This is a genomic window from Saccharopolyspora kobensis (genome assembly GCF_900108315.1).
GTDB classification, from domain to species: Bacteria; Actinomycetota; Actinomycetes; order Mycobacteriales; family Pseudonocardiaceae; genus Saccharopolyspora; species Saccharopolyspora kobensis.
This window is the reverse complement of sequence record NZ_FNVB01000005.1, coordinates 344663-359117: the sequence shown is the minus strand read 5'-3', so window position 1 is coordinate 359117 and position 14455 is coordinate 344663. Positions and strand designations below refer to the sequence as shown.

Here is a 14455-nt window from a genome sequence, read left to right as displayed (position 1 = left end):
TGCCGAAACCACGGCGGGCGCCGTGGTGAGATCATTTCGCCTTCTTTTTCTTTGCCTCTTTCTTGGCTTTCTTTTGCGCTTTCTTGACCTCTTCCGCCTTGGCGTCGCGGAGCAGGTTGCGCAATGCCACGATCGGGCAGCTCTTGCAAGGAGGTTGCGAGCGGCAACATTTCTTTTTGACCTTGATGGTGCCTTTGCCCACGTTGCTTCTTTCCGGTGCTCCGACGGCGTTGGGCACAGGGTAGGCGAACCTAAGCTCAGATGGCGAACTTGATGTTGCGGACCGGCCGCCGGGTGTTGCGCTGAGCACGCGGCGGCCGGGCCCGCTCCGCGTTGCACTACCCTGGAACGAGCCGCGCGTCGACGCACGTGCCCCGCCGGTAGTGGGGTGCCGTCCGAAAGAAGCTCCGCAGCAGCGGCGCAGTGGAGCCGCGGCAGGGCGCCCCGCGGGGCGCCAGGACCAGGTGTCCCGCACCCGAGAAGGTGCGCTGCGGCAACACCCGCACCCGGCCCGCAGTCGACGAACCCGCCGTTGCCCGCTTTCCGCGCCGAGCCATGGAGTACCCGCGTGTCCGCCACCAGCGTCGCCGCCCCCATTCGCAGCGATCTCCGCAACGTCGCGATCGTCGCGCACGTCGACCACGGCAAGACCACCCTGGTGGACGCCATGCTGCGGCAATCCGGTGCCTTCTCCGAACGAGCCGAACTGGTCGACCGGGTCATGGACTCCAACGACCTGGAGCGGGAGAAGGGCATCACCATCCTGGCCAAGAACACCGCGATCCGCCGGGAGACCGACGCCGGTCCGGTGACCATCAACGTGGTCGACACCCCCGGCCACGCCGACTTCGGCGGCGAGGTGGAGCGCGCGCTGTCCATGGTCGACGGCGTGCTGCTGCTCGTCGACGCCAGCGAGGGCCCGCTGCCGCAGACCCGCTTCGTGCTGCGCAAGACGCTGGCCGCCGGGCTGCCGGTGATCCTGGTGGTGAACAAGGTCGACCGCCCGGACGCCCGCTGCGCCGAGGTCGTCGAAGAGGCCCACGACTTGCTGCTGGAGCTGGCCAGCGAGCTCGACGGCGAGGTCGAGCTCGACATGGAGGCCATCCTCGACCTGCCGGTCGTCTACGCCTCCGCCCGCGCCGGCCGCGCTTCCCTGGCCCAGCCGGTGGACGGCGAGCTGCCCGCCGAGGAGGACCTCACCGCGCTGTTCGACGTGCTGCTCAAGCACGTGCCCGCGCCGGTCGCCGACGCCGAGGGCCCGCTGCGCGCCCTGGTGACCAACCTGGACGCCTCGTCGTTCCTCGGCCGCATCGCGCTGTGCCGCATCCACGCCGGGACCATGCGCAAGGGCCAGACCGTCGGGTGGTGCCGGGCGGACGGTTCGGTGGAGAAGGTGCGGCTCACCGAGCTGCTGATCACCCAGAACCTCGACCGGGTGCCGTGCGCGGAGGCCTCCGCGGGCGACCTGGTCGCCATCGCGGGCATCCCGGACATCACCATCGGCGACACGCTGGCCGACCCGGACAACGCCCAGCCGCTGCCCCGGATCACCGTCGACGACCCGGCGATCTCGATGACCATCGGCGTCAACACCTCGCCGCTGACCGGCCGCAACGGCGGCACCAAGATCACCGCGCGGCAGGTGAAGAGCCGGCTGGACGCCGAGCTGATCGGCAACGTCAGCATGAAGGTGCTGCCCACCGAGAAGCCGGACGCCTGGGAGGTGCAGGGCCGCGGTGAGCTGGCGCTGGCCATCCTGGTGGAGACCATGCGCCGGGAGGGCTTCGAGCTCACCGTCGGCAAGCCGCAGGTGGTCACCCGGACCATCGACGGCAAGCTGTGCGAGCCGTTCGAGCGGCTGACCATCGACGCGCCGGAGGAGCACCTGGGCGCGGTCACCCAGCTGCTGGCCGGGCGCAAGGGCCGCATGGAGACCATGGACGGCCACGGCACCGGGCGGATCAAGCTGGAGTACGTGGTGCCCGCGCGCGGCCTGATCGGCTTCCGCACCGAGTTCCTCACCGAGACCCGCGGCACCGGCATCGCCAACCACGTCTTCGAGGGCTACTTCCCGTGGGTGGGCGAGCTGCGCACCCGGCACACCGGTTCGCTGGTGGCCGACCGGGCCGGCTCGGCGACGACCTACGCGCTGCTGCAGCTGGCCGACCGGGGCAGCTTCTTCACCGAGCCCGGCAACGAGGTCTACGAGGGCATGGTCGTCGGGGAGAACCCGCGGGCCGAGGACCTCGACGTGAACATCACCAAGGAGAAGAAGCTCACCAACATGCGGTCCTCCACCGCGGACGAGCTGGAGCGGCTGGCCAAGCCGCGGACCCTGGCGCTGGAGGAGGCGCTGGAGTTCTGCGCCGCCGACGAGTGCGTCGAGGTCGGGCCGGAGGCGATCCGGGTCCGCAAGGTGACCCTGGACGGGACCACCCGCGCCCGCGAGCGCTCCCGCGCCAAGGCGCGTGACAACGCTTCGTGACGGGAGCTGCGCTCTCGGGTAGCTGAGCCGGGTTCCGGCGACCCCTCCGGTCGCCGGAAACATCCGGAATGCCGGATCCGGTTTTCCCGCGCGCCGGACGGGATTTCGCCGTTCTGCGGGCAGCTGTGGCGGACGGCCAGCAGACTGGGCACCTACCCCGGTGTCGATCACCCGATCGACGGAAGGAACCATGGAGGGCCCTCGCGCGTCTTCCGCACGTGCGAGGCGCCCCGGTGGCCGGGGTGCGTTCGGGGGAGCAGACATGAGGGGAGGTTCGGCGTGTCCCAGGGTCGACGCCGCCCACTGGCTGCGGTCTCCCTGCTGGTGACAACCGCGAGCTTGGTGGCCGCCTGCACGAACGCGCCACCACCGCCGCTGGTGTCGGAAACCCCGACGACGCAGCCCCCGACGAGCACCGCGCCGGCCGAGCAGCCGATGCCGGTGGAGGTCGTGGTCGGGGTCGACGAGCTGGAGGGCGGGTTCAACCCGCACACCCTCGCCGACCTCTCGCCGACCAGCTCCGCGCTGGCCAGCCTGATGCTGCCGTCGGTCCACCGACCCGGCCCGGACGGGCGGTTGCAACTGGACACCACGCTGATGGAATCGGCGGAGCTGGTGCCGGACCAGGAGAAGTTCACCGTCCGCTACCGGATCCGCCGCGAGGCGAACTGGTCCGACGGCGCGCCGATCGCCGCCGAGGACTTCGTCTACCTGTGGCAGCAGCTGCGCTCGCAGCCCGGCGTGTCCGACGCGGCGGGCTACCAGCTGATCAACGACGTGGCCTCCCGCCAGGGCGGCAAGACGGTGGACGTGACCTTCGCCAAGCCGTTCCCCGGCTGGCAGTCGCTGTTCAACAACCTGCTGCCCGCGCACCTGCTGCGGGACGCGCCGCGGGGCTGGTCGACGGTGCTGGACGACGGCTACCCGGCGTCGGGCGGGCCGTTCGCGATCCGGCAGATCGACCTGGACCGCGGCGAGATCATCCTGGAGCGCAACGACCGGTACTGGGGTCCGCCGGCGCAGTCCGACCGCATCTCGCTGCGCGCGATCGACAAGGCCCGCCAGGTCGAGGCGCTGCGCAGCGGTGACAGCCACCTCGCCGTGTTCGGCGCGGACACCGGGACCATGCAGGCGCTGCGGGATCTCGGCGATTCCGTGCAGCTGATCAACGTGCCGCGGCCGGCGACGGTGGAGGTGCTGCTGCGGCCGGACAGCCGCGCGCTGGCCGACATCAAGGCGCGGCAGGCCGTCCTCGCGGCGCTGGACCGGCCGGCGCTGATCCAGGCGGGCACCGGCGGCGGTCCCGCCGAGCAGCTGCAGTCGCACGCCCAGGTGCTCGCGCCGTCCGAACCCGGCTACACGCCGACGGAACCGGCCGGTGCGTTCCCGGCGAAGCCCGACCGGGCGCGGGTCGAGAAGCTGCTCGACGAAGCCGGCTACCAGCGCAGCGGCGGCGCTTGGATGCGCGACGGGCGACCGCTGAACCTGGTCATCGCGGCGCCCTTCGAGCACGAGTCCTACATCCGGATCGCCGAGGAGGCCGCGCGGCAGCTGCGCGAGCAGGGGATCCAGGCGACGGTCGTGACGCCGACCGGCGATCAGCTGTTCGGCGAGATGCTGGCGGCCAACCCGAAGTCCGGGGAGCCCGGCGGTGCGGCCTCGGTGGACATGGCGATCGCGCCGCGTCCCGCCGGTGGTGACGCGGCCGCGAACATGGCTGCGGCGTACGGATGTCCCGGCGTGGCGGCGGACAGCGAGCAGCCGTTCCCGCACAACGCGGCCGGGTTCTGCGACGAGCTGCTGCAGCCGACCATCGACGCGGCGATGACCGGCCGGGTGCCGTTCGGCGAGGCGTCGTCGATCGTCGAGCCGGTGCTGTGGCGGGCGGCGGTCGCGCTGCCGCTCTACCAGCAGGCGCAGGTCCTGGCGCTGCGGCCGGAGGTGAAGGGCGTCGAACCGGGCCACGGCATGTCCGGCCCGTTCTCCACCGCGGCGCAGTGGCTCGGGACGTACGCGGACAACGACGGTTACTGAGGTGAACCCGCAGGTCAGTGACCGTGAGTGGTTTGTGGTGCGCTAGCCGCTCGAACCACTCACGGGCCGTGGCGGACCAAAGCCGCTGCCACAGCCGACGCGGAAAGTCGGGCGCGGCGGCTTCCGCAGCGCTACGCAGAACGCGGGTGGAAGGCAAGAAGGGCACGCCGTGCGTTGGGTGGTTCGGGGCGCAGATTAGGCTGGACCGGTGACGCTGACGGCCCCACCGCGGTTGCTGCTGGTACACGCGCACCCCGATGACGAAAGCCTCTGGACCGGCGGGACGATCGCTCGCTATGCCGCACGCGGCGTGCAGGTGGTGGTGGTGACCTGCACCCTCGGCGAGGAGGGCGAGGTCATCCCCGAGAGCCTGCGCGGCCTGGCCTCCGACCAGGCGGACCAGCTCGGCGGCTACCGGGTCGGCGAGCTGCGCTCGGCCTGCGCCGCGCTCCACGTGACCGACCACCGCTTCCTCGGTGGCATCGGGCGCTGGCGCGACTCCGGGATGCTCTGGGAGCAGCCGGGGCTGGCGGGCGCGCTGCCCGACGCGCATCCTCGCGCCTTCGCGACCGGCGCCGCCGATGAGCAGGTGGATGCGCTGGAAGCGGTGCTGCGCGAGGTCAAACCGCAGGTGGTCGTGAGCTACGCCGCCGACGGCGGCTACGGCCACCCGGACCACGTCCGCGCGCACGAGGTGACCGTCGCCGCTGCCGCGAAGGTTCCCGAGGTGCAGCGCGTCTTCTACGCCGTGCCCTCGCGCGACACCCTGGAGAAGGGCTTGGCCGCGCTGGCCGAGGTCGAGGACATGCCGTTCCAGCTGCCCGAACCGCACGAGCTGGCCAGCGTCGCGGACGAGTCGATCAGCACCGTGATCGACGTGTCCGAGCACCTGCCCGCCAAGATCAGCGCGCTGCGGGCGCACGGCACCCAGGTCAAGGTGTGGCTGGACCGGTGGGACAACGGCGACGGCGTCGCGGCCTACGCGCTGTCCAACGGTGTCGCGCAGCCCATCGTGCCGACCGAGCACTACGTGCTGGCCAGCGGTGATTCCGAGGGCTGCGAGGCGGATCTGTTCGGCGGGCTCGGTGTGAGCGGTACCGAACCGGTGGGGGACCGTTGAGCGGGACGGACCGGTTGGTGTTCGGCTTCCTGCTCGTCGACGCCGTGATCCTGGCGCTGGTCGAGCTGCTCTTCCTGCCCTCCTACATCGGCACCGTGCAGTTCCCGGTCACCGCGGCGGTCGCGGCGGTGACCACGCCGCTGCTGGTGTCGGAGGCCGCGCGGCTGTCCCCGCGCCGCCGGATCGCGGGCGCGCCGATGGTGCTCTGGTTCCTGACCGTGATGGTGTTCGGCGTCCTCGGGCCGGGCGGGGACATGGTGCTGGTCGGCAACGACTGGCGGACGCTGCTGCTGATCGGCGCCGGTGCGCTGCCGAGCGCGTTGATGCTCGGCATGGTCCTGGGCAAGCGGGCCAGATCCTGATCTCCAGCGGGGTGTGGCGCAGCGCACGTCGGCGGTGTGGATCGCTTCTGACGTGGGAGGTTCCGACAGGGCTTCAACAGAAGTGGTTTACGCCGTTCACGCCCGCGTCGTAGAGTCGGCAGCGCTCCCGAGCTGTGGGACCGGGTACGTGTCCTGGGTGGGTAGGAGAGATACTGTCAGCAGTCGCGGCAGGAGGTTCCTGCGCGCGAGTAGGACAACGCTTCGAGCAGGAGTGCAACCGTGACCTACGTGATCGCCGAGCCCTGCGTGGACGTGCTCGACAAGGCGTGCATCGAGGAATGCCCTGTCGACTGCATCTACGAGGGCGGGCGGATGCTCTACATCCACCCCGATGAGTGCGTCGACTGCGGTGCCTGCGAGCCGGTCTGCCCGGTGGAGGCCATCTACTACGAGGACGACGTGCCGGACGAGTGGGCCGCCTACACCAAGGCGAACGTGGACTTCTTCGACGAACTCGGCTCGCCGGGCGGTGCGGCGAAGGTGGGCAAGAAGGACTTCGACGTCGAGCCCATCAAGAGCCTGCCCCCGCAGGGCGAATGAGCAGCGCGACCGGCCCGGACACCACGTCCGGGCCCCGCGGACCGCAGCTGCCCGACTTCCCGTGGGATTCGCTGGCCCGGCAGAGCGCCGCGGCGAAGGCCCACCCGGACGGCATCGTCGACCTGTCCGTCGGGACCCCGGTCGACCCGGTGCCGGAGAACCTGCGGCGAGCGCTCGCGGAGGTCGCGGACAAGCCGGGTTACCCGGCGACGCACGGCACGCCCGAGCTGCGCGAGGCGGCGATCGCCTCCCTGCGGCGCCGCTACGGGATCTCCGGCCTGGAACCCGACGCCGTGGTGCCGACCATCGGCTCCAAGGAACTCGTCGCCTGGTTGCCGACGCTGGTCGGCGTGCGACCTGGCGACCTGGTGGCCATCCCGGAACTGGCGTACCCGACCTACGAGGTCGGCGCGAAGATCGCCGGTGCGGAGGTCGTGCGGCTCGCGCCCGGTGAGCTGCCGCCCGCCGGGACCGCGTTGTTGTGGCTGAACTCCCCGTCGAACCCGACGGGTCGCGTGCTGGACGCCCAGCAGCTGGGCGCGTCGGTGCGGGCCGCGCAGGAGCTGGGCGCGGTGGTCGCATCGGACGAGTGCTACCTGGCGCTGGGCTGGGACACCGAGCCGGTGTCGGTGCTGCACCCCTCGGTGGGCGCGGACCGGCGCGGCGTGCTCGCCGTGCACTCGCTGTCGAAGTCCTCGAACCTGGCCGGGTACCGCGCCGGGTTCATCACCGGTGATCCGGATCTGGTGCGGCGCCTGCTGGAACTGCGCAAGCACGCGGGCATGATCGTCCCGCGACCGGTGCAGGAAGCGATCACCGCGGCGCTCAGCGACGACTCGCACGTGAGCGCGCAGCGCGAGCTGTACGCGGCGCGGCGCGCGGTGCTGCGGCCCGCGCTGGAGGCGGCGGGCTTCCGGATCGATCACTCGCAGGCGGGCCTGTACCTGTGGGCGACGCGCGGCGAAGACGCGTGGGAGACGGTGGACTGGTTGGCGCAGCGGGGAATCCTCGCCGCACCGGGCACCTTCTACGGCCCCGCGGGTGATCACCACGTCCGCATCGCCCTGACCGCGACGGACGAGCGCATCGCCGCAGCCGCCAAGCGGCTCGCGGAATGATCAGACCTCGGCTGCTGCCGCGCTGAGGGCGTCCCAGGCCGAGCGCCACTGCGCACGGCGTTCGGCTTTGCGCGCCTGCTCGCGTTCGACCAGGCGGCCCGCCACGAAGCCCACTGCCGCGTCCACCTCGTCGCCGAAGCCGTGGAGCAGGTCGCGCACCCGTTCCTCGGCCACGCAGGCGTCCTGGTGCTCGCCGAGCACGTCCTGGAACCGGCGGGCCGCTCTGATCAGCTGCTGCGCGGATCCGCCGAACACGGGCTGGGCGAGTTCCGCGGTGTAGCGGACGCGCTTGCCCAGGATGCGCAGCGCGTGCAGGTCGCGATCGGCTGGGGACTCGGGCAGCCGCGCCACCGCTTTCCGGAGCTTGCGGAACTCGCCGAGCACCAGTCCGCGGAGTTCGCTCGAACTGTCCGCATCGGACTCCTCCGGGCTGCTGCGGATCGCGGCGGTGAGCGCGCGCAGCAGGCCGAGGTAGCGATCGCTGTCCAGGGCGGCGAGCATTTCGACGCGCGCGATTCCGTGCTCGGCCTCCAGGCCCGAGATCAGCCGGGCGGCGGCGGCCCGCTCGCCCGCGGGCAGGTCGGCGCTCTCCTGGCGCAGCCGGTCCAGCAGGACGTCGAGGTCGCGTACCGGGCCGAGCGAACGGCCCAGCCAGCCGAGCTCCGCGCGCAGCGGCTCCGCCCAGCTCTCGTCCAGGAACGGCCGCGCGGCCCGCAGCATCGCGCGCATCCGGCGCACCGACACCCGCATCTGGTGCAGCTCTTCGGGATCCGTGCCGAGCCGGGTGCCCGGATCGTGCGCGATCAGCGAGCGCAGCCGACCGTCCAGCCCGGCTCGCACGTGCTCGGCGATGGGGGCCTGCGGACCGGCCGCCACGGGTTCGGCGGGCAGATCGACGACGGCCGCGAGGTCGCGGTGCTGCCAGCTGCTGGCCATTGCCAATGATAAAAGCCAAAAGCCCGATCCCCGCCTGGTCCGATCGGGCGCAACTGAACGGGGCCGGTCGACGCCGACCGGCCCCGGGAGCTCGTCAGTCGTTGGCGTGCAGAGCGGCGTTGAGCTCGACCTTGCCGCCGGTGCGCTCGGTGACCTCCACCGCGCCGGTGGTGGAGTTGCGGCGGAAGAGCAGGTTGCTCGACCCGGACAGCTCCGAGGCCTTGGTGAGCGTGCCGTCCGGCAGCTTCACCTTCGTGCCCGCCGTGACGTACAAGCCCGCCTCGACGATGCAGTCGTCGCCCAGCGAGATGCCCACGCCGCCGTTGGCGCCGATCAGGCAGCGCTCGCCGATGGAGATGACCTCCTTGCCGCCGCCGGACAGGGTGCCCATGATCGAGGCGCCGCCGCCGACGTCGGAGCCGTCGGCCACCACGACACCGGCGGAGATCCGGCCCTCGACCATCGACGCGCCGAGGGTGCCCGCGTTGTAGTTCACGAAGCCCTCGTGCATCACGGTCGTGCCGCTGGCCAGGTGCGCGCCCAGCCGGGCCCGGTCGGCGTCGCCGATGCGCACGCCGGACGGGACGACGTAGTCGACCATGCGCGGGAACTTGTCCACGCCGTAGACGGTGACCGTGCCGCGCGCCCGCAGCCGCAGCCGGGTCGCCTCGAAGCCCTCCACCGGGCAGGGGCCGTGGTTGGTCCACACGACGTTGGCCAGCAGGCCGAAGATGCCGTCGAGGCTCTGGCCGTGCGGCCGGACCAGGCGGTGCGACAGCAGGTGCAGCCGCAGGTACACGTCGTGGGCGTCCACCGGGGCGTCGGCCAGCCGGCCGATCTCGGTGCGCACCGCGACCACCTCGACCCCGCGGGCCTCGTCGCGCCCGAGCAGCGCGGCACCGGCCTCGCCGAGGGACTCGGCGGCCTCCTCGGCGGTCAGCCGCTTCGTGCCGGACTGGCCCGGCTCACCCAGCCGGACGGTCGGGAACCAGGTGTCGAGCACCGTGCCGTCGTCGGTCACGGTGGCCAGGCCCACTCCGTGGGCGCCCGTGGTCTGCGGATCGGGAGACTGTGCACTCATACCGGAAACGGTAATCGGCGCAGGTGGCGGCGACCCGCACGGGGTGGCGGGGCTCTCAGCCCTTGGCCGCGGCCCGCAGGTGGCAGCCGGTGGTGATCGCCAGCACCGTCCGGGCCGCGGTGCTGAACCGGTAGACGGCGCCGTACTCGTCGTTGGCGGTGATCTCGTGGTCGCCGCTGCGGTCCACGATGATCTCCGGCTCGCCGAACCCGTACTCGCGGGTGAGCTGCCGGACGATGTCGACCGCCCGCGGCCAGGACGCGTCCGGCAGGTTGTCCGGCACCTGCCAGGACTCCAGCGCCCAGGCCTCCGCCTCGGGCACGTCCGGGAAACCGTCGCAGCCGGCCTGGCTGAGCGGTTCGGACTTCACCCAGGTCAGCGGCCCGAGCTCGTGGTGGAGCCGATCCCGCAACCGCTGCTGCAGCTGGCCGTACTGCGCGCTGATCTCCTCGATGCTGGGCCGTAGCCGGAGCAGGCTGCGCGGGTCTTCCACGGCTCCTCCCTCGGGTCGGACTGGGCTGCCGGACAAGATCATGCCGGAGATCACCGCCCGGGAAGGCCGGTTGGTGGCCCGCACCACCCGGTGGTCAGCCGATCGAGGTCGCCGCGACCTGGATGATCCCGAGCGCCAGCAGCGGCGCCACGACCAGCCCGAGCACGCCGACCACCACCGCGGTGAGGACGGGGCCCGGGCGGCGGACGCGCAGCCACAGCCCGACCGGGCCCGCCGCGAGCACGAAGAGCGCGACGGCCGTCGTGTAGCCCATCGACGTGCAGACGCCCGGTCCGCCGGGCTCGCACGGGACGGAAGCCGCCCACACCCCGATGAACGCGGCGAAGGCGGCTTCCGGGATGGCGAGGAGGGTCGAGGCGATGGCGAAGACCAGCGCGACGACCCGCGCACCCGACTGCTCGGTCACCCTCAGACCAGGTGGCAGCCGGTGCGGACCTGCATCACGGTGTTCACCTTGGTGCCCAGCTGCAGCCAGCCGCCGAAGGCATCCCGGATCTCGACCTTGTGGTCGCCGGGGCGGTCGAGGATCACCTGCCGCTCGACGAAGCCGTACTCGCTGGCGACCTCATCGGCGATCTGCAGTGCCCGGGGCCACTGGTCGTCGGGGATGCTCCCCTCGTGCAACCAGCGGTTCAGCGTGTGCTTCTCCGCGTCCTGGACGTCCGGGAACTCCCCGCAACCGGCCTGACCGGGGTTGCCGTCGTCGATCCACGGTGCCAGGCCGAGCTCCGCGGTGAACCGGTCCCGGATCTTCTGCTGCATTTCTTCGTAGCGCGTGGTGATCTCGGCCATCGTGGGCCGTTGCTGCAGCGTGGTGGTCTGGTCTTCCATGCTTCCCCCGTTGGGACTGTCGGGCTGGCTCGCGCAACCGGTGACGAGCAGGGCGCTGAGGACGAGCAGGGCGAGCCGCCTCATGAGAACAGGTCCTTGATCTTGGAGCCGGTGTCACTGCCGAAGTCCTTGACGCCCGACCACGTGTCGCTGCCGAAGTCCTTGACATCCGACCACGTCTCGCTGCCCCACTCCTGGGCTGCCGAGATGCCTTCCTGGGTCTTGTGCGGTACGTAGGAGACCACGTCGCCGACCCCGTCGGTGTTGCCCTCCACCGCCCGTTCGGGCACGCCCGCGACGACCGCCGCCATGTTGTGCTGGCTGGTGGTGTCCGGGTTGAGGTACTTGCTGTGGCCGGTGACCTCGCCGCCGTGCTCGGACTTCGCGGTGGACAGTTCGGTGAAGCCGTCCATGTGGGAGGGGTCGCCGCCGAAGCGGGCGAAGTCCGCCACCGGGTCGTTCTTGGCCTCCAGGAGGTAGGCGTGCCCCTCCGGGACGCCCAGATCCTTGATGTCGTTGGTTCCCACGCCCGGAGAACCGTAGAGGATCGCGTCGTCCACGCCGTGGTCGCCGCCTTGCAGCGCGTAGCCGGTGGTCGTCGAGCCGTAGGAGTGGCCGATCGCGGTGAGGTGCGGATCGTTGTCGCGAGAGGCGTTGATGCCCTGGTAGAAGTCGTTGAGCTTCTCGCCACCCTCCTTCGCGGAGCTGGAGCTGACCACCGAGTCGCCGAGGACGTCGTGGGTCTCCGACCACTGCGGCGGCTCGTAGCCGATCCAGGTGACGGCGGCGACGTCGCCCTTCTTGCCGCTCTCGGCCAGCTGGAGTTCGGACTTCGCGACCAGCTCCTGCATCTGGTCGTCGTAGTTCGCGAGGCTGCCGTCCACCGTGGTGGTGAAGCCGGGGGTGAACACCGAGACGTGGTCGGCCTTGTCCACGTCGCCCACTGCCACCGCGGCCTTGAGCCGTTCGCCGCTGGGGTCGAGAACCAGCAGCTGGCGGGGCGGTTCTTCCTTGCCGATGGTCTCGCTGACCTTGTCGACCGAGGCGATCTTGGCGTTGATCTCGTCGAGCTTCTTCTGCTCGTCGTCGGTGACGCCGCCCGCTTGCAGCCGCTCCCGCTCGGCCACGAGGTCCCCGCGGACGTTGTCGATGTTGGCCCGGTTGGCCATGTCGCGGGCGGCGGCGGGGATGCCGTCGCGGTTGCCCAGCCAGGCGGGCGGGGCCTCCATCAGGGCGGCGCGCTGCTCGTCGGACAGCGACTTCCACCACTCGGCGTTGGCCTCGGGGGAGTCCTCGGCGGGCTTGCCCGCGGAGGCGGCCAGGGCCTGCAGGTCGCCGGTGCTCGCGGCATCGGCCAGCGTGCCGCCCTCGCCGGGCTTGATCTCGTCCTTCTGCGCGGAGGTCAGCGCCTTGGCCAGTTCGGCGTCGGCCTGCTCGGCGTCGTCGAGGATCTTCTCGATGTCGGCCATCAGCTTGTCGCGGACCTGGAGGCGCTTCTGCTTGACCTCCTCGAGCTGGTCCTCGGGCACGTCCTGCGGCGGGGCGACGTCGCGGATGCCGCCCTCCTCGGTGATCTGGAACCCGTTGGCCTCGGCCTCGCGGTCGGCTTCCTCGATCCGCTTCTTGATCTTGGCGACGTCGTCGGCGGCGGAGGCCACCGCCACCCGCACGGTGGCGACCTCGGCGATCAGCGAGCGCATGCCGTCGACGAGCTTCGCGTGCTCGGCGGCGGAGGCCTCAGCGGCGGCACCGCTCCAGCCGTCCGTCTTCTTCGCGCCGTCCAGCTCGTCCTGCAGCCCGACGAGGTCGTTGCGGCGGTTGCCGAGATCGGAGTGGGCGGATTCGAGCTCTTCGGGCTTCCAGCGGCGCACATCGGCGTAGGACACCATCGTTACCTCCCACCCGCGGCGTTGATGCCCTGCGCGCTGGACTCGTCGGAACCCTGGTACTCGTCGGCGCTCGCGGTCAGCGACTGGCCGTGCTTGTCCGCTGCCTTGCTCCAGTCGCCGATCGCCTGCCCCCAGCTCTGCGCGACCTGCTTGGCCGCACCTTCCGACCGGCCGCCGGGCATCGCCGCCGCGATGTCCTCGACAGGCGGTCCCAGCTTGACCTGCCCGGCCTGCTCGCCTGCCGATTTCGCACTCTTCCCGGCCTTGCGCAGCACGTCCGGGTCTGCCGTGAATGTCAACGCCCCACCTCCAGCGGCCGAAGCCTAGCGCCATGATCAGGGGTGAGATGTGCGATCCGGCGAACTGGTTCCCGCCTTCTCCGCGGGCCGCACCGCCGCGCCGCCGGGCGTGCCGCCGCGGGGTAGCCTGCCGGTCGTGACTGCGTCGTTGGATCTCACCGCTGACCCCGTCGAGCTGACCGCCGCGCTGGTGGACATCCCCAGCGTCTCCGGCGGCGAGAAGGCCATCGCGGACGCGGTGGAGCAGGCGCTGCGCGCCCAGGCCCCGCACCTGGAGGTCGTGCGCAACGGCGACGCGGTGCTGGCGCGCACCAACCTCGGCCGGGCCTCGCGGGTCGTGCTCGCCGGGCACCTGGACACCGTGCCGATCAACGACAACCTGCCGCTGACCCGCACCGGATCGGGCGCCGACGAGATCCTGCACGGTTGCGGGACGGTGGACATGAAGAGCGGCGACGCGGTCATGCTGCACCTCGCCGCGACGCTGGCCGAGCCCCGCCACGACCTGACGTTCGTGTTCTACGACTGCGAGGAGATCGAAGCCGAGCGCAACGGCCTCAACCGCATCGAGCGCGAGCTGCCGGACTGGCTGGCCGGTGACCTGGCGGTGGTCTGCGAGCCGTCGAACGCCGCGATCGAAGCCGGCTGCCAGGGCACCATGCGGGTCGAGGTGCGCACCACCGGGACCCGCGCGCACACCGCCCGCGCCTGGATGGGCGAGAACGCGATCCACGCCGCGCAGCCGGTGCTGCAGCGGCTGGGCGAGTACACCCCGCGCAACCCGGTGATCGACGGCCTGCAGTACCGCGAGGGGCTGCAGGCGGTGCGGATCTCCGGCGGGGTGGCGGGCAACGTCGTCCCGGACGAGTGCGTGGTGGCGGTCAACCACCGCTTCGCCCCGGACAAGTCCCTCGACGATGCGGAAGCCCACCTGCGCGAGGTCTTCGACGGTTTCGAGGTGACGGTGACCGACGGAGCGCCGGGCGCGCTGCCCGGCCTGACCGCCCCGGCCGCGGCGGAGCTGGTCGAGGCCTCCGCCTCGGAGCCGGTCGCCAAGCTCGGCTGGACCGACGTGGCCCGCTTCGCGGCCCGCGGCCTCCCGGCGGTGAACTTCGGCCCCGGCTCACCGACCCTGGCGCACACCAAGCAGGAGCACGTGGCGACCGCGGAGATCCGCCACTGCGCCGACGTCCTCACCCGCTTCCTGCGCTGACGCGCGCCGGGC

Annotated in this window: 15 protein-coding genes; 7 read left to right on the top strand and 8 right to left on the bottom strand. The window is 71.6% G+C overall.

Annotated elements, in window-relative coordinates; all coding sequences use genetic code 11:
* Positions 1-31: 31 nt before the first annotated feature.
* On the bottom strand, positions 32-202 hold the full coding sequence (locus C4T78_RS36470; RefSeq protein WP_177247486.1) for a hypothetical protein: 171 nt from the start codon (positions 200-202) through the stop codon (positions 32-34).
* 366 nt (positions 203-568) lie between these two features.
* Between C4T78_RS36470 and typA the strand changes: the two genes are divergently transcribed.
* From typA to dapC, 6 genes are all read left to right on the top strand, one after another.
* The gene (typA, locus tag C4T78_RS18540; protein ID WP_093349291.1) at positions 569-2485 is read left to right on the top strand and encodes a translational GTPase TypA; all 1917 of its coding nucleotides are present in this window, start codon (positions 569-571) and stop codon (positions 2483-2485) included.
* A gap of 279 nt (positions 2486-2764) precedes the next feature.
* Positions 2765-4519, top strand: a complete 1755-nt coding sequence (locus C4T78_RS18535) for an ABC transporter family substrate-binding protein (protein ID WP_177247485.1) — start codon at positions 2765-2767, stop codon at positions 4517-4519.
* 208 nt (positions 4520-4727) lie between these two features.
* Positions 4728-5639 carry an N-acetyl-1-D-myo-inositol-2-amino-2-deoxy-alpha-D-glucopyranoside deacetylase gene (mshB, locus tag C4T78_RS18530; protein WP_093349290.1) on the top strand — a complete coding sequence of 304 codons (912 nt, stop codon included), beginning with the start codon at positions 4728-4730 and terminating at the stop codon, positions 5637-5639.
* The gene (locus tag C4T78_RS18525; RefSeq protein ID WP_093349287.1) at positions 5636-6001 is read left to right on the top strand and encodes a hypothetical protein; all 366 of its coding nucleotides are present in this window, start codon (positions 5636-5638) and stop codon (positions 5999-6001) included. The genes mshB and C4T78_RS18525 overlap by 4 nt, the downstream gene beginning before the upstream one ends.
* A gap of 240 nt (positions 6002-6241) precedes the next feature.
* Positions 6242-6562: a ferredoxin gene (fdxA, locus tag C4T78_RS18520; RefSeq protein ID WP_093152999.1), complete on the top strand. Its 321-nt coding sequence runs from the start codon at positions 6242-6244 to the stop codon at positions 6560-6562.
* Positions 6559-7680 carry a succinyldiaminopimelate transaminase gene (gene dapC, locus C4T78_RS18515; protein ID WP_093349285.1) on the top strand — a complete coding sequence of 374 codons (1122 nt, stop codon included), beginning with the start codon at positions 6559-6561 and terminating at the stop codon, positions 7678-7680. Before fdxA ends, dapC begins: the two co-directional genes overlap by 4 nt.
* On the opposite strand, the gene C4T78_RS18510 is transcribed toward dapC, so the two are convergent.
* From C4T78_RS18510 to C4T78_RS18480, 7 genes are all read right to left on the bottom strand, one after another.
* Complete coding sequence (locus tag C4T78_RS18510; RefSeq protein WP_093349282.1) at positions 7681-8616, bottom strand: CHAD domain-containing protein; 936 nt, start codon at positions 8614-8616, stop codon at positions 7681-7683.
* A gap of 94 nt (positions 8617-8710) precedes the next feature.
* Positions 8711-9697, bottom strand: a complete 987-nt coding sequence (gene dapD / locus C4T78_RS18505; RefSeq protein ID WP_093349280.1) for a 2,3,4,5-tetrahydropyridine-2,6-dicarboxylate N-succinyltransferase — start codon at positions 9695-9697, stop codon at positions 8711-8713.
* A gap of 55 nt (positions 9698-9752) precedes the next feature.
* Positions 9753-10232, bottom strand: a complete 480-nt coding sequence (locus C4T78_RS18500; protein WP_093153476.1) for an LppA family lipoprotein — start codon at positions 10230-10232, stop codon at positions 9753-9755.
* Between the two features lie 52 nt (positions 10233-10284).
* Entirely contained in the window at positions 10285-10617 is a 333-nt protein-coding gene (locus tag C4T78_RS18495; RefSeq protein ID WP_093349277.1) for a hypothetical protein, read from the bottom strand.
* Positions 10618-10619: 2 nt separating this feature from the next.
* A complete protein-coding gene (locus tag C4T78_RS18490) occupies positions 10620-11126 on the bottom strand; it encodes an LppA family lipoprotein (protein ID WP_093349276.1) in 507 nt (168 codons plus the stop codon).
* Positions 11123-12931: an alpha/beta hydrolase gene (locus tag C4T78_RS18485; RefSeq protein WP_093349273.1), complete on the bottom strand. Its 1809-nt coding sequence runs from the start codon at positions 12929-12931 to the stop codon at positions 11123-11125. The genes C4T78_RS18490 and C4T78_RS18485 overlap by 4 nt, the downstream gene beginning before the upstream one ends.
* A gap of 2 nt (positions 12932-12933) precedes the next feature.
* The gene (locus tag C4T78_RS18480; RefSeq protein ID WP_143185764.1) at positions 12934-13230 is read right to left on the bottom strand and encodes a hypothetical protein; all 297 of its coding nucleotides are present in this window, start codon (positions 13228-13230) and stop codon (positions 12934-12936) included.
* Positions 13231-13366: 136 nt separating this feature from the next.
* Here C4T78_RS18480 and dapE point away from each other — a divergent pair, with 136 nt between their 5' ends.
* Complete coding sequence (gene dapE / locus C4T78_RS18475; RefSeq protein WP_093350080.1) at positions 13367-14443, top strand: succinyl-diaminopimelate desuccinylase; 1077 nt, start codon at positions 13367-13369, stop codon at positions 14441-14443.
* The last annotated feature ends 12 nt before the right edge of the window (positions 14444-14455 follow it).

Bases quoted from the DNA above. Each gene is read 5' to 3' on its own strand.
- dapC (WP_093349285.1), top strand. From the start codon at position 6,559: ATGAGCAGCGCGACCGGCCCGGACACCACGTCCGGGCCCCGCGGACCG.
- C4T78_RS18500 (WP_093153476.1), bottom strand. From the start codon at position 10,232: ATGATCTTGTCCGGCAGCCCAGTCCGACCCGAGGGAGGAGCCGTGGAA.
- C4T78_RS18510 (WP_093349282.1), bottom strand. From the start codon at position 8,616: ATGGCCAGCAGCTGGCAGCACCGCGACCTCGCGGCCGTCGTCGATCTG.
- dapD (WP_093349280.1), bottom strand. From the start codon at position 9,697: ATGAGTGCACAGTCTCCCGATCCGCAGACCACGGGCGCCCACGGAGTG.
- C4T78_RS18485 (WP_093349273.1), bottom strand. From the start codon at position 12,931: ATGGTGTCCTACGCCGATGTGCGCCGCTGGAAGCCCGAAGAGCTCGAA.
- C4T78_RS18490 (WP_093349276.1), bottom strand. From the start codon at position 11,126: ATGAGGCGGCTCGCCCTGCTCGTCCTCAGCGCCCTGCTCGTCACCGGT.